General features: G+C 51.7%; 15 protein-coding genes. All 15 read right to left on the bottom strand.

Annotated elements, in window-relative coordinates; translation table 11 throughout:
• Positions 1 to 58: 58 nt before the first annotated feature.
• Positions 59 to 1,105 (bottom strand): ABC transporter ATP-binding protein, encoded by a 1,047-nt coding sequence (locus CLC93_RS04705; RefSeq protein ID WP_095504794.1) that lies wholly within the window; start codon positions 1,103 to 1,105, stop codon positions 59 to 61.
• Positions 1,106 to 1,155: 50 nt separating this feature from the next.
• Entirely contained in the window at positions 1,156 to 2,790 is a 1,635-nt protein-coding gene (locus tag CLC93_RS04700; RefSeq protein WP_095504793.1) for an ABC transporter permease, read from the bottom strand.
• A 20-nt stretch (positions 2,791 to 2,810) separates the two neighbouring features.
• Positions 2,811 to 3,821, bottom strand: coding sequence for a Fe(3+) ABC transporter substrate-binding protein (locus CLC93_RS04695; protein ID WP_095504792.1), 1,011 nt, complete (start codon positions 3,819 to 3,821; stop codon positions 2,811 to 2,813).
• A gap of 185 nt (positions 3,822 to 4,006) precedes the next feature.
• The gene (locus CLC93_RS04690) at positions 4,007 to 5,257 is read right to left on the bottom strand and encodes an ammonium transporter (RefSeq protein WP_095504791.1); all 1,251 of its coding nucleotides are present in this window, start codon (positions 5,255 to 5,257) and stop codon (positions 4,007 to 4,009) included.
• An 11-nt stretch (positions 5,258 to 5,268) separates the two neighbouring features.
• Complete coding sequence (locus tag CLC93_RS04685) at positions 5,269 to 5,607, bottom strand: P-II family nitrogen regulator (protein ID WP_095505018.1); 339 nt, start codon at positions 5,605 to 5,607, stop codon at positions 5,269 to 5,271.
• 186 nt (positions 5,608 to 5,793) lie between these two features.
• Positions 5,794 to 6,207: an alternative ribosome rescue aminoacyl-tRNA hydrolase ArfB gene (gene arfB / locus CLC93_RS04680; RefSeq protein WP_095504790.1), complete on the bottom strand. Its 414-nt coding sequence runs from the start codon at positions 6,205 to 6,207 to the stop codon at positions 5,794 to 5,796.
• A gap of 43 nt (positions 6,208 to 6,250) precedes the next feature.
• A complete protein-coding gene (gene tldD / locus CLC93_RS04675) occupies positions 6,251 to 7,696 on the bottom strand; it encodes a metalloprotease TldD (RefSeq protein ID WP_095504789.1) in 1,446 nt (481 codons plus the stop codon).
• Positions 7,697 to 7,722: 26 nt separating this feature from the next.
• Positions 7,723 to 8,553 carry a carbon-nitrogen hydrolase family protein gene (locus tag CLC93_RS04670; RefSeq protein ID WP_095504788.1) on the bottom strand — a complete coding sequence of 277 codons (831 nt, stop codon included), beginning with the start codon at positions 8,551 to 8,553 and terminating at the stop codon, positions 7,723 to 7,725.
• Positions 8,465 to 12,472 (bottom strand): YhdP family protein, encoded by a 4,008-nt coding sequence (locus CLC93_RS04665; RefSeq protein WP_095504787.1) that lies wholly within the window; start codon positions 12,470 to 12,472, stop codon positions 8,465 to 8,467. Before CLC93_RS04665 ends, CLC93_RS04670 begins: the two co-directional genes overlap by 89 nt.
• On the bottom strand, positions 12,473 to 13,963 hold the full coding sequence (gene rng, locus CLC93_RS04660; RefSeq protein ID WP_095504786.1) for a ribonuclease G: 1,491 nt from the start codon (positions 13,961 to 13,963) through the stop codon (positions 12,473 to 12,475).
• On the bottom strand, positions 13,960 to 14,541 hold the full coding sequence (locus CLC93_RS04655; RefSeq protein WP_095504785.1) for a Maf family protein: 582 nt from the start codon (positions 14,539 to 14,541) through the stop codon (positions 13,960 to 13,962). Before CLC93_RS04655 ends, rng begins: the two co-directional genes overlap by 4 nt.
• Positions 14,542 to 15,030: a rod shape-determining protein MreD gene (gene mreD, locus CLC93_RS04650; RefSeq protein ID WP_095504784.1), complete on the bottom strand. Its 489-nt coding sequence runs from the start codon at positions 15,028 to 15,030 to the stop codon at positions 14,542 to 14,544.
• Positions 15,030 to 15,875, bottom strand: a complete 846-nt coding sequence (gene mreC, locus CLC93_RS04645; RefSeq protein ID WP_095504783.1) for a rod shape-determining protein MreC — start codon at positions 15,873 to 15,875, stop codon at positions 15,030 to 15,032. The genes mreD and mreC overlap by 1 nt, the downstream gene beginning before the upstream one ends.
• Before the next feature lie 40 nt (positions 15,876 to 15,915).
• Positions 15,916 to 16,962, bottom strand: coding sequence for a rod shape-determining protein (locus tag CLC93_RS04640; protein ID WP_095504782.1), 1,047 nt, complete (start codon positions 16,960 to 16,962; stop codon positions 15,916 to 15,918).
• A 191-nt stretch (positions 16,963 to 17,153) separates the two neighbouring features.
• Positions 17,154 to 19,430, bottom strand: a complete 2,277-nt coding sequence (locus CLC93_RS04635; protein ID WP_095504781.1) for a DUF6701 domain-containing protein — start codon at positions 19,428 to 19,430, stop codon at positions 17,154 to 17,156.
• Between the last annotated feature and the right edge of the window lie 320 nt (positions 19,431 to 19,750).

Raw genomic sequence — 19,750 nt, 5'->3', positions numbered from 1 at the left:
GTGCTGCCTATTGTTGTGAAGCCAATCTAGCACTGACAAGGTGGAAAATCACTCAAAGTTAGGCTTTGGAAACATTCGGGAACAAAACTAAGGGGTGAGCATGAGTCGACAAGGAGACGCTTTGTCCCAGCTCTAGCTGGGTCTGTTGCGAGCGCACCTGCAATTTGTGCTCGGCCAACTCTACCGTGTAGTAGCAATAATTGCCTAAGAAACGGCGCTCTCGAATGACCGCAGGGCCTTGCTCACTGGGAGCCAGTTGAATTTGTTGAGGACGCAGCAACAGACGCATGTGCTCGCCTTGAGCGGCAGCCAGCTTGCGACTCGAAGTTACCAAACCAAGCGGAGTTACCACTTGGTTTTCCGAGTGCACTTCGGCTTCCAGATAATTGCCTTGCCCCAAAAACTCAGCCACGTAAGGTTCTGCTGGCTGGAAATAGAGCTGCTCAGGCGTACCGGTTTGAACAATGCGACCCTGTTTAAATAGCGCTAAACGGTCGGCAAATTCAAAGGCTTCGTCTTTTGAGTGAGTCACAAAAATGGCGGTCACTCGTTGCTGCTTGAGGATCTCGCGGATCTCCTGCATCAACTGGCTACGAACCTGAGCGTCAATGTTCGAGAAAGGTTCATCGAGCAAGAGTACATCCGGCTTGTAAGCCAGCGCACGGGCAATAGAAACCCTTTGCTGCTGACCACCAGAGAGCTCGTGTGGGAATCGCTCGCCTAGACCATCGAGTTTAACCAACTCAAGCATCTCCGCCACCCGTTGTTGGCGCTCGACTTTCTTAAGCGACTTGAGGCCAAAACCAATGTTATCGGCAACGCTTAAATGAGGGAACAGAGCATAGTCTTGGAAAATCATGCCCAAGCCGCGCTGCTCAGATGGCAACATAAAGTCGACACTCGAGAGCAAACGCTCTCCAACGCAAATTTTGCCAGAACTAATTGGCTGTAATCCGCAAATGGCTCTAAGAAGTGTGGTTTTACCGCAACCCGAAGGACCTAATAACGCCAAAATCTCACCTGACTCAACCGTTAGACACAGGTGGTCTAACACGGTTTTGTCCTGATACTGACTAGAGACTTTGGTAACGCTTAATTTGGCCATAATTCTTAACTTACACCCTTAACCGATCGCACCCTCAACCGATAGCACGCTTAATGGTTGGCTTGCTCTAACGAGCGGTTCAGTAAAATAATGGGGATCAAACCCACAATCACAATGACGATGGCAGGCAGAGCGCCCTGCTCTAACATTTCATCCGAGACAAACTGGTACACATAGGTCGCTAGGTTTTCAAAGCCGATGGGACGCAACAACAGAGCCGCCGGCAATTCCTTCATGCACTCGATGAATACTAGCAAGCTACCCGCCAACACGCCTTTGCGCAACAAGGGCAGGTGCACTCGGCCAAACAAACCCGCGGGACCACAACCCATACTAATGCTGGCCATGTCCAATGACGGAGAAATGCGCTTATAGCTATTTTCGACACTACCCACAGCAATCGCACAAAAGCGCACAGTGAAGGCCAGAATCAAGGCCAAAGCACCACCGGATAACAGTAACCCAGGTCGCTGCCACTCTAGGAAGTCTGCGAGATCGTTGATGGCAAAATCCATCGCCGTTAATGGGATAAGTACCCCAATGGCTAAAACGGTACCAGGAATGGCGTAACCCATGCTGGCGATTCGAGGGGCTGCCGAGTCGAGCGGACGCGGCGAAATGCGTCGCACGAAATTCAACGACAGCGCAATCGCTGCACACAACAGCGCCACTAGCGCCGACATCCACAGGCTGTTAAAGCTGTACTGGAAGAATTCAGAATTCCAAGAAGAGTCGAAATAGGCGATAGCGTAATCCAGCAACACGGCAAATGGCAGTACAAAGGCCAACGCCAATACCAGAGTGCAAACTCCAGTCGCACCCCACGCATGCCAGCCTTTGAGCTGATAGGCGAAATCTGCCGGCTTATCGTCTTGCTTTTGATAGTGTTTTTGCTTGCGTCGAGCCCAGCGCTCAAAGCCAATTACCGCGAATACCGCCAAAAGCGTCACACAAGACAATTTGGCGGCGGCACCCAAACTACCTAGCCCAAGCCAGGTGTCGTAGATGGCTGTGGTTAAAGTCGATACGGCAAAGTAATTCACAGTGGCAAAATCAGCGATGGTCTCCATCGCTACCAAACTCGCACCGACGGCCAACGCCGGGCGAACCATGGGCAAACTCAAACGTATAAAGCTCTGCCAGGCATTACACCCCATGATTCTGCTTGCTTGAACTAGGTTGACCGACTGCTCTAAAAACGCGGTTCTCGCTAGCAAGTAAACATAGGGGAATAGCACCAAGGCCATCATGATGGCAGCGCCACCTAGGGAGCGGACTTCGGGGAAATAGTAATCGGCTGGGCTGGTGTAACCCATCACATCCCGCAGCAGGCGCTGCACGGGACCGGCATAATCCAGTAGGTCGGTATAAACGTAAGCCACCAAATAGGCCGGCATCGCCAGTGGTAGCAACAAAGCCCACTGAAACAGTCGATGTCCTGGAAAACGGCACATGGCCACCAGCCAAGCCAGCGGCGTACCGATGAGCAAACTGCCCAGTACCACCAGAGCCACAAGCACGACTGTGTTGGACACGTAATCCCACAATACGGTATCGAGCAGATGTGCGAATACCGCCTCGTCGGGCAATAGGCTTTGTCCGACTAAAGCTAACAGTGGTAATAAAAATACCGTTGCTAACAATAAGCCCGACGCACTCCAGCGTCGGGCCAATCCATGGATCACTTGCTACCTCTGTTTAAGGTCTATAAGTCGAACTTCACCTTGTTCAACAGTTTCACTGCCTGTGAGTGATGCTCGGCCAATTTCACGATGGCCAGGTCATCCGCTTTGAACTCGCCCCATGACGCTACCATTGCTGATGCAGGAACGTCGGTTTTAACTGGGTACTCGAAGTTGACTTCAGCATACTGCTGCTGCGCTGAACTTGATGATAAAAACTCGATCAGTTTTACCGCAGCTTCTGAATTAGGGCTGTATTTTGTCATAGCTACGCCAGAAACGTTAACGTGAGCGCCGCGATTTGACTGATTTGGGAAATTGATCACGACCGCATCCGCCCAAGCTTGCTGATCGGGGTTTTCCATCATCTTACCCAAGTAGTATGAATTGCCGATAGCATAGTCACACAAGCCCTCTTTTACGGCCTTTACCTGAGCGCGGTCGTTACCTTGGGGTTTTCTGGCCAAGTTGGCTTTCAAACCTTGCAGCCAAGCTTCTGTGTCAGCTTCACCGTGGTGTGCAATCATCGAAGCGACTAGCGATACATTGTACGGATGCTGGCCCGGACGCATGCAAATCTTTCCCTTGAACTCAGGCTTTGCCAAATCTTCATAGTCAATGGCTGCAGGTCCGACCCGCTCTTTCGACGAATAGACGTTGCGCACTCGGCTGGTCAGTGCAAACCATTGACCGTCCGGGTCGCGAAACTGAGCAGGAATGTTCTGATTTACCACATCGCTGTTCACCGATTGAACCAGCTTCATGTCTACCAATTCCATCAGACGAGAAAAATCTGAGGTCAAAACAATGTCCGCAGGAGACAAACGACCTTCGCGCTTCAAGCGCTCAGCGATACCCTTCTTGGCAAACACCACCTCGACGTCAATGCCGGTTTGCTTAGTAAAGTCTTCTAGAATTGGGTCAACTAAAAATGCCTGACGATAAGAATAAACCGTCAGTTTGTCCGCTGCCCATGAAGTTCCAGTAACCAAAATTAGACCGGCTGCTGCCAGAGTTTTGCGCCAACTTGCCATTCTCAACGACCTCAAATCCATTACAAATGTAAACTATTCTCAATTGCATTGAGATTACTTGAGAATCCGAACATAGGCAAATCTTTCCCGATGATTTTTGGCAATTTTGTTTACTCGTTAGCAAAAAAAAGCCCCGCATTGCGAGGCTGTCAAAATAGAGACTAACTGACGGAAATTGTTTGAGTTTAGCTACCCGCTTTGACGCTAACAAACTCTGGGTAGGCATCGATACCGCAATCCGAAGCATCCATACCCTGGTACTCTTCTTCTTCGCTGACGCGAATGCCATAGGTTACTTTTAGCAAGTACCATACTGCGAAAGAAGCAGCGAATACCCAGCCAAAGATGACTGCAGCGCCAAATAGCTGACCGCCAAAGGTCGCGTCTGCGTTACTCAGAGGCACGGCCATCAGGCCAAACAGACCAGCAACCCCATGCACTGAAATTGCGCCCACCGGGTCATCGATTTTAATGCGGTCAAAACTCACGATTGAGAACACCACCAATCCACCAGCTAGCAAACCAATTAAGGCCGCCATCTGCAGACTTGGCGATAGTGGGTCGGCGGTGATCGCTACTAGACCAGCCAAGGCGCCGTTGAGAATCATGGTGAGATCCGCTTTACCCCACACTAAACGGCAGACAATCAGCGCAGACACCGCACCAAAGGCCGCAGCTGAGTTGGTGTTTACAAAAATCTTAGCCACGGCCGAAGCGTTTTCAGCGTCAGATACCATCAGCTGTGAACCGCCGTTAAAGCCAAACCAACCCATCCACAGAATGAAGGTACCCAAGGTGGCCAACGGCAAGTTGCTACCTGGAATTGGATTCACCTGACCGTTCGCGCCGTACTTACCCTTACGCGCCCCCAGTAATAGAACCCCAGCGATTGCAGCAGCAGCACCGGCCATATGGACGATACCCGAACCAGCGAAATCTACGAATCCAGCTTGAGAGACAAAGCCACCCCCCCAGGTCCAGTACCCCTCAATCGGGTAGATTACGCCAGTAAGCACCACAGCAAACGCCAGGAAAGCCCACAGTTTCATACGCTCAGCAACAGCGCCTGAAACGATCGACATTGCAGTGGCCACAAACACAACTTGGAAAAAGAAATCTGACTCTAGCGCGTGGTCAGCATCTTCGGCTTGTGAACCAATAAGCGCACCAAAGCTTGGCAACCAGCCACCTTCGGTGTTGTCGACATACATAATGTGATAGCCCACTAATAAATACATGATGCAAGCTATCGAATAGAGACAGACGTTCTTAGTCAGAATCTCAGTGGTATTCTTAGAGCGCACAAGGCCCGCTTCTAACATGGCAAAGCCCGCGGCCATCCACATCACCAGCGCACCGGAAATCAAGAAGTAGAAAGTATCTAGGGCGAATCGTAGTTCTTTTACTGTTAGGCCCAATTCGGTTAGTTGTTCCATTGTGCTCCTCCTTAAATCGCTTCGACGTCCATCTCACCAGTGCGAATGCGCACCACCTGAGACAGTTCGGTCACGAAAATTTTGCCATCGCCAATCTTGCCGGTTTTTGCCGCAGCAATGATGGCTTCTATCAAGGCGTCAACCGAGTCGGTATTTACCGCGATCTCCAGTTTCACCTTAGGTAGAAAGTCCACCTGATACTCAGCACCTCGATACAACTCGGTGTGTCCTTTCTGACGACCAAATCCTTTCACTTCGGATACGGTCAAGCCATCGACGCCAATTTCGCTAATGGCTTCGCGAACGTCGTCTAACTTAAACGGCTTAATGATTGCGGTAACCAGCTTCATGATTTCTCCCATTTCCATGGCAATATTGTTTGCTGGTATGACTAATTCAATGACTGCGCCAACTTTTCAACCAACTGTTAAATAACAAGTTTTTAGCATACGCACCAAAATAAATGCACCACTATGGTGCATAAATATTCACTGCGCACCAGAGTGTGGCAGGCGACAGAGCAAGGAAATTTAGGATTAAATCAGGGGTTTGGCGCGAGAGGCTTTCGTTTGAGCTCGGCGTTTCTTACTGTCCACTCGACGCCGTTGCGATGCCTTGGTTGGCTTGGTGGCGATGCGTTTTTTCTGAACCACAGTGACGCTTTTTAACAGCTCAGTGAGCTGGGTTAACGCCGTTTGGCGATTGTCGAATTGGGAGCGAGAGCCTTGAGACTTGATGATCACTTTACCCGCGGCGCTGATGCGATGATCGCTCAGGGCTAATAAGCGCTGCTTGTAGTAATCCGGTAGTGAGCTGGCGTTAATATCAAATATCAGCACCGCAGCGCTCGAGGTTTTGTTGACGTGTTGGCCTCCAGGCCCTTGCGCGCGCACGAACTGCCATTGCAATTCGTGCTCCGCCACACTGACTTTGTTGGAGACCTTAATCACTGTTTGTCCGTTGTATTATTTTGCAAAAGTTAGGTAGCAAAAGCTAGGCGGTGCCGCCTACGGTCATGCGATCCAGCTTCAAGGTGGGCTGACCCACGCCAACCGGCACGCTTTGACCGTCTTTACCACACACGCCCACACCAGGGTCGAGGTTCAAGTCGCTACCTACCATGGAAATCTGCGCCATCGATTCTGGGCCGTTACCAATTAAAGTAGCGCCTTTGATGGGTTGAGTGATCTCACCGTTTTCAATCAGATAAGCTTCGGATGCGGAGAACACAAACTTGCCCGAGGTAATATCCACCTGACCACCGCCAAAGTTTGGCGCATAAATGCCCTTTTCGACCGAGCTGATGATGTCTTTTGGATTCGACTCACCCGGTTCCATAAAGGTGTTGGTCATGCGCGGCATCGGCAAGTGCGCATATGACTCACGACGACCGTTACCTGTGCTGGCTACACCCATCAGTGACGCGTTGTGCTTATCGAACATATAGCCTTTCAGCTCACCCTTCTCGATAAGTACCGTGCGCTGGGTTTGCGTGCCTTCATCGTCTACCGACAATGAACCGCGGCGGTCTGCCATGGTGCCATCATCAATAACTGTCACCAAAGGTGAAGCTACCATTTCGCCGATGCGACCACTGAAGGCCGAACTGCCTTTGCGGTTAAAGTCGCCTTCCAAACCATGGCCCACCGCCTCGTGTAGCAGCACGCCAGGCCAGCCTGAGCCCAATACCACTGGCATTTCTCCAGCAGGCGCATCGACCGCGGTCAGATTGACCTGCGCCATTCGCACCGCCTCGCGGGCATAATGGAACGCTTGCGGTAAACCATTGGCATCACTGACTAAGAAATCACTGTAATCACGACGCCCGCCGCCACCGGCACTGCCGCGCTCGCGCTTATCGCCATCCACCAAGAGCACACTGCAGTTGAGTCGAACCAGAGGTCGAATATCCGCGGCAAGGGTGCCGTCAGTGGCCATCACCAGCACTCGCTCAAAGACGCCCGATAGACTTAAGCTAACTTGCTCAATGCGCGTATCTAAAGTGCGAACATAGGCATCAAGGTCTCGCAGCAGTTGAATCTTTACTTGGTCTTCGAGGGACTCAATCGGGTCTTCACCCTGATAGCGCGCCGGTGCTTTACGCGCTTGGTAGGCTTGCACCTGAGCGCCGCTGCCTGCGTGGCTAATACCCCGAGCGGCAATCACAGAATCTTTGAGCGCTTGTTGAGAGACATCGTCAGCGTAGGCAAAACCGGTTTTTTCTCCAGCAATCGCTCGCACACCCAAGCCTCGCTCAATGTGAAAGCTACCGTCTTTGATAATGCCGTCTTCAAACACCCAAGTTTCGTGGCGACTGTCTTGCAGAAAAATATCGGCAAAGTCGACTTGGTGCTTTGAAATCACACCCAACTGTTGATGCAAATGGTCTAGATCTAGCTCGCCTGGGGCGAGTAATTGCTGCGATAAGGTTTCTATCATAATCTCACTGCGATGGTTTTGAGCGGTCAGTTTTTAGGACGCGCCAAGCAAAAGCGTTTGTGACTCTGTACAGGCATCATACGCTCTATTTCGAATATTTGGCTAACTCGGATTTCACTAGAGACCCATCCTGTGCCCTGGGCAAGCTGCTCAATTGGCTCTCCCCAAGGGTCAATAACAATGCTTTGGCCCCATGTGGCGCGGCCATTGTCGTGCTCACCCCACTGCCCTGCAGCGGCAATAAAGCACTGATTTTCTATGGCTCTGGCCTGTAATAGGGTTTGCCAATGGGCCTTGCCAGTTTTGGCGGTAAAGGCTGCCGGCACCAAGATTAACTGCGCGCCTTGCGCCTTGTACCATTGAAACAACTCTGGAAAGCGCAAATCGTAACAAACCGTCAAGCCGACTTTGACCCCATGCCAATCAATCTGCGCTGGCGCTTCACCAGGACAATAGCTATCGCTTTCTGCGTAGCGGCCACTGCCATCGGCAATGTCGACGTCAAACAGATGCATTTTGTCGTAGTGCCCCGCACACTCGCCGTCCTCATTGAACACAATGACTCGGCTGTAAAGGCGGCCGTCTGGCGAGTGCACTGGTAGCGTGCCAGCAACTAAGGTGATTTGATATTGCTTTGCCCAATCAGAAGCTTGCCTTGCTATCGACTGATGAGCATCAGCCAACTCGCGATTTTGTCCTTGGTGCTTGGCAAATACCCAAGCAGCTTCTGGCAAAAGCACCAAATGTGGGCCATCAGTGGCGAATTGGTCAGCCTTTTTCGCTAGCGCCTGCGACAGGGTTTTGAGGTTTTGGCTCAGATGCTGGCTCGATTGCATCTGCAGAAGGTGGACTTGCATTCTGGCTCTCCTTGTCTGTCGCCGAGGTGGGGGCTCCCGCCTCAGTGCCACCGGCCGCCTCTGGCAACAGCTCCTGCGGCACTTCGATTTCTTTACTTTCACGCCCAGTTTCGTTGACCAAAGGTTCGCTAATGGTACCGGTTAGTGTAAAGCGAATTTCCGAGATAACCTCGATCACCGGCTCCAATACTTTACTAATCGCAAATGCGCCAATCCCTAGGTTCCAGGCATTGGTGGTTAGCAATACCACGGTCGGTACACTGGAAGTAATGTGCGGCGAGAAGCGAACATCATAGTCGATTTTCTCGTTAACCAGGTTAGTGTAGCCTTTCACTTTGAGTACGCCGGCACCGCCATCCATTACCGAGTTTTGAGTGTCGACCACTCCATTTGCGAAGGTGAGATCACCACTGAACTTGTTGTAGTAGAAGCCCTTGCCAAACACGTCACTAAAGTCGAGGGACAGTTTTCTCACCAGCGAATCTAGGCTAAACAAGGAGAAGATCCGTGCCCCCTTGTCACTCACCTGAGTCAGGTGACCTTTGCCTAATTCAAAATTGAGGTCGCCAGACAGAGAGGCAATATCCGGGTTGAATGGTCCGCCGTTCCATTGCAGTTTTGCTTGGGTTTTGAGTGGCGATTCTTTTACACCAGGGTCAAAATCTAACGCGTCTGTCAGCTTGTCAAAGCGCTTTGAATTGACGCTGAACTCGATTTCAGTGATGTCATTGTCGACGTGATACCACCAGCCTTTACCGCGTAACTCGCTGAACTCGTCGTCTAGCTGAAGGGTCTGAATTTGATAGCCTTTATCACCAGGACTGCCTTGTAACACCAAGTGTCCCAGCTTAAATCCACCCAACTGAAAATCGTCGATGTCGATGGCCAGCGGTGGCAAGTTGGCGGCTAAGGTTTGCGAGTCCACTTCGCTAGGCTGACTCGAGTCCTCGTCGGATGGGGTTAGATACAAACGCGAAGCCACCAGCTTTAGCCCTTGAGTCGACCAGTTGGGATAAAAGGTCAACCCAGCATCCACTTCTGGCGAGCGCGCCAGTACTTGCCAAAACTCGCGATTGGGCTCGGCCATCAAATTGAGGTCGGTGAACGGAACCCCCCACAACTCAAACTGCTCAAACTTGCCTTCGACTCGCGCCAATTGGGGGAAAATGTTGGTGCGCTCGGCTGACGCTTGTTCGAGTGCCACTTGGCCTTGCTCGAGCGACTCTTGGCCATATTCAGTGCGCGAATCAATAAAGCTTTGAATAATTGGTAGCCAGTCGTCAAAGTTGGCTTGCTCCAGATTGAGCGAAATACTGCCCTGATCGCGACGGACCTTGTCGCCTGGCTTAAACAGTCGACCAATCATGGTGTCGTAGTGAGCAATCTTGGCACCGGTTTCCGAGTCGAAACCTGCCCAAAACTCCGCCTGTTTATCGTACTTAACTCCAAGGAATAACTGTTTGTTATCTCCGACAAGCTCTGCGCGCATCGGGCGCTTTTGCTCGGGGGTTTTAGCTAACTTGCCCGGCAGCGCTAACGACACTTGCTCAAGATCGCTGCGCACTTGCGCCTGTATTCGAAAACCGCCGTCGTCAAACACCATTTTGAGCTTGCCGCGCCAGTCCAACAGGCCGTCGTAATAATCGCGCAGCGGATTGTCCAGCTCGCTTGGCAACTCCTCCAGAGCCCACAACCCCGATAAGTCGATACCAACGCCATAGCCCTGATTCATCGACTCGCTAACAACGTCTAAGTTAACCGGCTGGCCATAAAGCTTGCCTTGCAAGGTCTTGGCTTCCACCTTGTCATTGGCAAAGCTCACCTGCCCCGACATTTCGGTCAGTTGAATACCCGGCGTATGAACGTATAACGGGATTTTATCCAAGCTCACTACCCCCTGGGCCAGGGTATTACCGTTAGGATAAAGCGCGATGTCTAAATCCAAATTGGCGGACAAATCGCCTTGGATCTCCACGATTTCCAAGGTGGCGCCCACCGAGTCAGCTAAGGCTGATTCGGTCATCACTTCGGTGACCTGCCAGCCCGGTGCGCTCAGATCCGCTTCGACCTTGAGACGGGATTTGGGTTGTAATCTTGGAATACCAACGTAGGCGCCTTTAGCATTAACGGATTTGAGTTTGCCCTTCTGAACCCAAAGGTCCATGCGAGCGTCCTCAAACAAGGCGTCTAAAGTTAAATCGGTCACCGCTGGCCAGTCGGGCTGGAATTTAAAGCGGCCCTTATCCAGCACAAACTCTGCTTGGAAAGAACCGTCGTTTTCATCGTAAGGGAAGCGATTCAGCGGCCCTTGCCACACCACCTTAGCATCGCGCACATTGCCTTTTTCTAGCGCCTCTTCAAGGTATTCAGATAGGTCTTCGCCCATGGCGCCGCGCGGGAACAATCGGCCAATCTCGGATACGTCGCGAATTTCTGCGCCCGCCAGTAAACTCAGTACCGGCGACTCACCTTCAGCAATTGCGATGGCAGCACGGCCATCCAGCCCCAAATTGCCGGTGTCTAATTTGATTTTGGGAATTAATATTTGCGAAGCGCTTTCGCCTTGGGCGTGATACACCAGCCAACTTGGGTCAATGTTGAGCTTTAGCGGATCGCTAAACTGGGAATCCATGGCGAAATTCACCAGCTGCTTGGGTAGGTGAGCGGCAATTTGTGTCGGTCGCCCAGCCAGTTCAACAGCCAAACCATCTACGCCGGGAATGCTATCACTTTGATTCCAACTCAGGCCTTCGGCCTTGGCGCCAAAGGACCAGCCTTTGGCGCTGTGTTGTAGCTTTAAGCCTTTTACCAGCCCGGTCAAATTCAGGTCTTGCCACTGCTTAATATTGTCTAACTTGACGCTTGGCGTTAGCGCAATGAATGGCTGCAATTGGGACAGTTCTAGCTCGTCTACATATATTTGGACGCCGTTAAAGTCGGTGTGTAAAAACACTCCGAAGTTTTGCCAGGCTTCACCATTCGAGCTCATTTCAAAGTCGCGACTGGTGACCTGCCAGCCGTCGTCACGAGGCAGCCATTGCAACACTCCAGAGTTCAATTCGAAGTGTTGTGGCGAGTCACCGACGTTCCATGCCAGCTCTGAGGGAGTGAACTCCAGCATCGCAGTCTGGAATTGTCGATTGGCAAATCGCGACCACAGCTCAAAGTTGAGAACGCCACTAAGCTGCAGTTGCTTTTGTAATTGTCCTGGGTGCCAGCCACCTAAATCTAGGTTATCGGCGGCCACATAAAACTGTCCTTTGAGCTTGTCCGGCTGATAGCCACTACCGCGCAATTGCACACTAAGCTCGAGCTGTTCGTCGTATTGGTCAGTGGCGTCTAGGGCTAAATAGCCGCTACCACGGTGATGCTGTCCTTGGTTGACGAAACGAAACTCGTTGAGATAAATGGGCTCACTTTGCCAATTGGGATGAAGCAAGGTGACCTGAGCACGCGTGATCGAATAACGCTCCAATCGCTCCAATAACAGCTCGTACAACCAGTCGCTGTTACCTGAGGTCTCAGGGGAGCGCATCGCACCTAGGTCCAACACGACATCCACACCATCAAAGGCCACCTCTTCGATTTGCGGAGAAGCCTTTAGCAAGGTCTGCCAGAAGTCCAACTTAAAGCGCATTTTCTCCGCGCTCAAAGACACCGGCACGCCGGGCTGCTTAGGTACTTCGACATCGTTTAAGGTAAGTTCGGGGCCATACGCCGCCCAAGCCGCTTCAATACGCCCTAAGCGAATATCCACTTGGTATTGCTCATCAACGTACTCTTCAACGTTGGCTCGAAGTTGGTCGAGTTGAGGAAGTAGTCCACGCACTAAGCTGACAGCCAGCGCAAACAACACCAGCACCACCGCAAGGGTGGCGCCGCATCGTCTGTACAGTGTGTTCAGCCAGCTGCCTTTCATTTACATCATCACCACGTCAAACTTTTCTTGGTTGTATTGCTGCTCGTTGCGCAAGTGAATTTTCTTGCCCAAATACACCTCAAGCTCAGCCAGTAGCTCATTGTCTTGAGTGCTCAACGACTCGTGCACAGCAGGTGCGCAATACACCACAAACTCGTCGGCGTCGTAGGTGCGATCCACTCGAATGATTTCGCGCAAAATTTCAAAGCTCACCGTTTCAACGGTTTTCAAGGTGCCCCGACCTTGGCAACAAGGGCAATCGGAACACAAAATGTGCTCCAAGCTTTCACGGGTGCGCTTGCGGGTCATCTCCACCAAGCCAAGCGAAGAGAAACCACTGATGTTGGTTTTGACCCGATCGCGACTCAGCGCTTGCTCAAGCGCGGTTAACACTCGATTCTTGTGGTTCTCATTCACCATATCGATGAAGTCGATAATGATGATCCCACCAAGATTGCGCAGTCGCAGTTGTCGGGCAATGGCTTGGGTCGCTTCGAGGTTGAGATTAAAAATGGTCTCTTCGAGATTGCGACTGCCGACAAACGCCCCAGTGTTGAGGTCGATGGTGGTCATGGCCTCGGTTTGGTCGACAATCATGTAGCCGCCTGACTTAAGGTCGACGCGCTTTTCCAACGCTCGTTGGATCTCGTTCTCAACGTCGTACTGGTCGAACAAAGGATTGGGACCGCGATACAGCTGAAGCTTGTCGTTCAGTTCTGGCATGAACTCCCGACAAAACAGCGCCAGCTCTTCAATGGTTTCGCGGGAATCCACCATGACTCGGTCAAGCTTGGTACCGACAAAATCTCGCACTATTCGCACCGGCAAAATCATATCTCGATACAGGTCTTTGACCCCTTTGCGGCGTTTGCGCTCAAGCACCTTTTGCCACACCTGACGCAGGTACACCGCATCTTGGACCAGCTCGTCCTCGCCCACGCCTTCGGCGGCAGTGCGAATGATAAAGCCACCATTTTCATCGACGAAGGGTTCGGTGAGCTTGCGCAAGCGCTCGCGCTCGGCTTCCGATTCGATGCGTTGAGACACACCCACATGGGAGGCGCCAGGCATAAACACTAGATAGCGAGACGGCAGGGTGATGTCGGTAGTCAGGCGCGCGCCTTTGGTGCCCAGAGGATCTTTAACCACTTGCACCACCAACTCTTGCCCTTGATGGACAAGGCGACCAATGTTGTTGGCCTGCAGTTTTTGCTTGTCGTCATCGGCAACGCATTCGTTGTGATTGACGATATCGGAGGCGTGTAGGAAAGCGGCTTTCTCTAAACCAATATCCACAAAGGCCGCCTGCATACCTGGCAGTACCCGAGTGACCTTACCCTTGTAGATATTACCCACCAAGCCGCGCTTCATGCGACGTTCAATGTGGATTTCTTGCAGTATGCCGTTTTCTACCAAAGCGACACGAGATTCAGTAGGGGTAACGTTAATCAAGAGCTCCGCGCCAAGGCGGCCGTCTGCGTATTCGTTCATTGACCCCATTCCATCGCTGATGCGATCAGCTGTCGTGTTTCTACTAAGGGTAAACCCACCACAGCTGAATAGCTGCCGTTGATGGCTTCTACAAAATTACCCCCAAGTCCTTGGATACCGTAACTGCCCGCCTTGTCGGCCGGCTCTCCCGTCGCCCAATATTGAGCGATGTCTTCATCAGTAAGACCGCAAAAACGTACTTTAGTTGTCACCACAAGCGATTGAATTTGGTTGCCATTTGTTACAGCAACAGCGGTCAAAACCCTATGCTCACGGCCAGATAAGGCGCGTAGAGTGGCGACACAGTCGGCCTTGTCTTTGGGCTTACCCAGCACTCTATCCTCTAGCACCACTATGGTATCAGATCCCAACACCAGCGATTCCCTCTCGCACAAGTGAGCCCCGGCCAGCGCTTTTTCGCGAGCCAGACGCTCAACTAGGTCGCAGGCTGGCTCGCCAGGTTTGGGTTGTTCGTCGATATCGGCGCTCAGTTGAGTAAACTGGTAGCCAAGCTGGCACAGCAACTGCTTTCTGCGCGGGGATGCAGAAGCCAGTACCAGTGGTAGTGATTTGCTCATTTAACGTACCTTGAAGTCTCGGCGAATTCGGCGCAACAGCCAGTATGCCCAAGACCAGATGATCAGGTTGGATACCACGGGAAGCAAAATAATTGGGTCGAATAGGGATTTACTGGTTACGAACTGAATCCAGAAAATAACCAAGTGGTATACACCACTGAGCACAGCCAGCAAGATAGCCTGTTGCCATACCGGGAAGTTTCGCAAGCGCTGGAAGTGCAGCGCCACCACATAAATCACCAGCGCCAGTGCTAGCGCGCGCACGCCCATGGTGGCACCCAAGAGAATGTCGAGCAGTAACCCCATCAACCAAGCGGTGAGAATGCTGTAGCGATGCGGCAAAGCCATGGTCCAGTAGGCCAAGGCGATGAACAGCCAATCGGGTCTGGCCGCCGAAACCACTTCTGGCAAAGGCATGATTTGCAGAAGCAACGCGAGGAATAGCGTGGCCCAAACTACGGCGCGCCCATTGGCGGCTTGCAGTGCCATTAAGAAGCCTCCTCTGCGTCTAGCCCAGGGCGCTCACCCTCGGGCCAAAGAAGTAGCAAGTATCGAATCCGGTCTAAGCTCGCCAGTGGCCGAACTCGAATCTTCGCGTAGCGACGTCCGTCACCGCGCTCCACAGAGTCTACTCGAGCCACCGGATAACCTTCAGGAAAACGCCCGCCTAAGCCCGAGGAAACCAGCAGGTCTCCCGCTTTAATGTCTGTGCTGGTTGGCAGATGACGAATCTCAAGCTCGTCGAGATTGCCCACCCCTTGAACCACAGCGCGCACATCGTTGCGAGCCACGCGCACTGGGATGGCATGAGTCGCATCGCTAATTAGCAGCACTTGCGAGCTCATATACGACACTTGAGTGATCTGACCAATGATGGCTTTGTCATCAATCACTGGCTGTCCGACAAACACTCCGTCTTTGCTACCGGCACCCAAAGTAACGTAGTGATGATAGGGGTCGGACTCAACGGCCATCACCTCGGCTACCATCTTCTGGGCATCTTGATGCATGGGTGAGCCAAGCAATGCGCGCAAACGATTATTCTCTTGATTGAGCTGCTCAAAGCGTTGTAAGCGCTCACTCATCAACAACTGTTGCTTGAGCATCTCGCGATTCTGGCGCTTCAACTCATTGCGACTGGCAAAGCTCTCGTTGGCCCAGTCGAGCATATCGCCGGGAACGTTGGCTATCAGTTGCAATGGAGATAAAAGAGAAGACAGAGATTGACGGGCAGGCTCGATGCTTTCTTTGGCGAACAGCAAAACCAGCGATAACACAATCGCAATGGTCAAGCGAAACTGGATCGATACACCGCGGCCAAATATTGGATTCATTTATTGCAAAGGGCGGCCTGCGCCGCCCTGTTATTAGTGACTAGATTTCTTCGGAGAACAGATCGCCGCCGTGCATGTCGATCATTTCCAGCGCTTTACCACCACCGCGAGCTACACAGGTCAGTGGATCTTCAGCAATCATCACAGGAATACCGGTTTCTTGCATCAGCAGGCGGTCTAGGTCTTTTAGCAGTGCACCACCGCCGGTCAGTACCATGCCGTGCTCAGAAATGTCCGATGCCAATTCTGGTGGCGATTGCTCAAGTGCAACCATGACTGCGCTTACAATGCCTGATAGTGGCTCTTGCAGGGCTTCCAGAATTTCGTTGCTGTTTAGGGTGAAGCTGCGTGGCACACCCTCGGCTAGGTTGCGACCGCGAACTTCGATTTCGGTGACTTCTTCGCCTGGGTAGGCAGTACCGATTTGAGTTTTGATGCGCTCAGCGGTGGCTTCGCCGATTAGCGAGCCATAGTTGCGGCGAACGTAGTTGATAATCGCGTCATCAAACTTGTCACCACCGATGCGTACGCTTGAAGAGTAAACCACACCGTTAAGCGAGATGATTGCAACTTCGGTAGTACCACCACCGATATCAACCACCATAGAACCGGTTGGGGCCGACACAGGCAGGTCTGCACCAATGGCCGCAGCCATAGGTTCTTCGATTAGATAAACTTCGCGGGCACCTGCGCCAAGGGCCGATTCTTTGATGGCACGGCGTTCTACCTGAGTGGCACCAACCGGTACACAAACCAGCACGCGAGGGCTTGGCAGGAAGAAGTTGTTGCTGTGAACCTGCTTGATAAAGTGCTGCAGCATTTTCTCGGTCACGTAAAAGTCGGCAATTACGCCGTCTTTCATCGGACGAATGGCTTGAATATTACCAGGGGTACGACCCAACATCTGCTTCGCCGCGGCACCAACCGCTGCTACAGACTTTTGTGAACCGTTGCGATCACCTCGAATGGCAACCACTGATGGCTCATCCAATACAATCCCTTCTTCGCGAACATAAATCAGTGTGTTCGCGGTGCCTAAATCGATTGATAAATCGTTAGAAAATACGCCGCGCAGCTTTTTTAACATGAAACAGGCCTGTTTTTATAAACTTGTCAAAACTCGGAAAACAGCTCACTTTAACAATGGAGCTCGCTTTCCACAAGGGTTTCGGGGCGATCGATAGCAACAAATTAGCCTCGAGTCCGATTTTTCAAATTTGACACCCATTCAGTCAAAAAAGTGCCGCAAAGCTCGCAAAATTTTGACGCTGAACCGAACTAATTGACTTCACGCCAAAAGATGACTCTATCGTTACCTCGGTAGGTACCAAAGTAAGCGCTTGCCCTTGGATTTTGTAAGGTGGGAGCCGAGCTGTCGTTCCAATTCCAATACCAGCGCAACCAAGGCGTATCAGATAGTTCGAGCGGTGCGGTTACCTGTCCGCGATAACCACCAGCACCGGTCCAAATTAGTTCGGACTGACCGGAGAGAATAGCGCCACCGCTATTGCCACGGGTGACGCTCTCATCTGTGGCCAATTCTGGCGCATAGCGATAACCGGTTGCGCTATCACTGGAGGATTTGCCCAAATTAGGGCGGGTAATCAGGCTACAACCGTCTAAGGTGTTGGTTTGCCATCGATTGTCTACCCAATACTCAGCAACCACAGGCATTCTTAATTCAACGTCTTCCGGCCCGTAGGTGTTGGTGAGCACCAATCGTCCTTGGCGCAGGTGAGTCATGCCTAAGCGCTTAGCATCGCATTCGTTGGGGGTAGATGTGGCGCAATCTCCAACAACTGAGTCCGCCATATCTGGGCTGGCCAGAGTGGCGTGATTACCATCGTTATCGACAATCTGAGTACCAACCTCAAGCTGCTCGTAAGGCCCGTCTGCCAGCGGAGCTGCTGGTCTGCTAAATTGCGGTTTCTGCGTGACCTGAGCTCGGCCAGTTGCCCAAGTTAAAGGGGTTTGCGCTGACATACGGGAAGACAAACTATCGCCGTCGCGATTGTTCACCGCCACCCAATTGCCGCTGCCTTTGGCAAAATCGCCAAAGTAATTCAGGGTTCGTCCACCCGCGACATTCTGCGCGTCGACCGTCATGTTCAAAGTAAACGGCTCGTCCATGTAGCTAAAGTCACCCGCAACGCAGGCTGGCATCACACTGGTGCCGGAGACGCTAAATTGGGCTGGGACAAAGCGCCCGATAGGTTTGCTGGTACCTTGAATATCAACATTGGCCCCTAGGTAAGTCGCAGGGGCTTTTGCGGTGATTTCAAATACGCCGACTTCGCTGACAGATTGGTTTACCTTAGTTTCGGCGTTCGCATCGGATTTATGGTCATAGCGCACAACGCCCAAATCAGCTAAAACCCCGCCACTTGGCGCTCGCAATACAGGGGAAAGGTCTATACCGGCATGCTCATAACTTGGCGTCACTGGGTTGTCGCATAAATTGGTGCCAGCTCCACTGTCCCAAGCCATGGCTTTGATGGACAGCTCAAATGTCTCGCCTGCTTTTTTGAAAACAGGGCAACTAGCGTCACCCGCCTCACACTGTGCACTGGCGTCGACACAAAAACCCGCTGGGTAGCTTACGAAGGTGGAAGTTTTACTAATGACTAAACCTTCTTGTTCGGTTCCGTCTCGCCCCGCGTATTCAGCTTTCACTGCTACTTTACCAGCGTCCGCATAATGGACTTTTATAAAAGCCTCGCCATTGGCGTCAAAACTGACTTCTATTGGGGTTGGTGCTTCGCCACTTTGGTTTATTGGCTTGTCGTTAACACTCACGTCAGCGTGCGAAATTATTCCGTCCGGCAACGCCGTTAAGTGTGAACTTTGAAAATTTATCGATTCTTTCGTACCTGAGAACAAAGGTACACAGGCCCTTCCAGGCTCCCCTTCCTTCACGGCTTTGAGCAAAACATTCTCGACAAGCTTATTCGCTGGAGTGTTGGGAATCTCCATTATGAAACCAGACCGTGCAAAGCTAAGCGTACAGTTGGCCTCACTTGGAGTGCCTCCAGCGATTGAGCACAAAGTTGGATTGGTATTCGACGGAATCGAGCCTGAAACACTAATGTTTATTGGCGTTTCATCGTTGTGGCGTAAATCCACAGTAGTTACACCGTCGGCAAAACTCAGATTTGCACTTGGTGACCAGCCGCCTTTACCCAATGGAGTCTTTACCATAGTCGCGGTGACGTTTCCGGTTATTAATTGGTCGCAAGCCTCGTTGGCACACGCTTTTACGGTGATCGGCTCGGCTTGGCAGGTAAGCGGTGAATCACTGTACTCGAGTTCGTAATGATGAATCAGTTGGCCGTTCGGCGGTGGTGAGCCAGGTATGCAATAGTCACCAAAATCAGTATCTTCGATCTGTGAGGGATCCAAGGGGTTGGCCTTAGCAGTGGTGCCATTCAGAGTGATAGTACCAGCCGCGCCGATACCACCAACAACCTCAACCTGACCCGAGATTGTTACGTTGCCGGTTGCGTAGATAACAGCATTGATGTGCGCGTTGCCATTAATGACTATATTCCCATTCACATATATGAATAGGTCTGAAGCCTTTCCTCCCTTATTTAATGCCGTGTTACCGATACTCACACTAGAGAAATAAAGCCTAGAGGTCCGCTCGGTAGTAGTTATGAAGTCCCCATTACCAAAGCTGCCAGAACCAAACTTATAATCGCCTTTGCCAAAGCTATCAGAAAAAGCGCCGCTATTTAGTTCACACTCATCTGGGCTATTTCCATTTCCAGCATAGCAAACTAAGTTTCCCAAAAGAGGTAAATCCGGAGGCTCTTTCGGACCATTTTGATCACCGGGATTATTAGTACCATTACCTCCTGTTGGGGGGTCGGTAA

It is taken from the genome of Paraferrimonas sedimenticola (genome assembly GCF_002282855.1).
In the GTDB taxonomy this organism is placed as follows: domain Bacteria; phylum Pseudomonadota; class Gammaproteobacteria; order Enterobacterales; family Shewanellaceae; genus Paraferrimonas; species Paraferrimonas sedimenticola.
The sequence above is the reverse complement of the archived record's forward strand: the minus strand, read 5'-3'. Positions and strand labels throughout refer to the sequence as shown.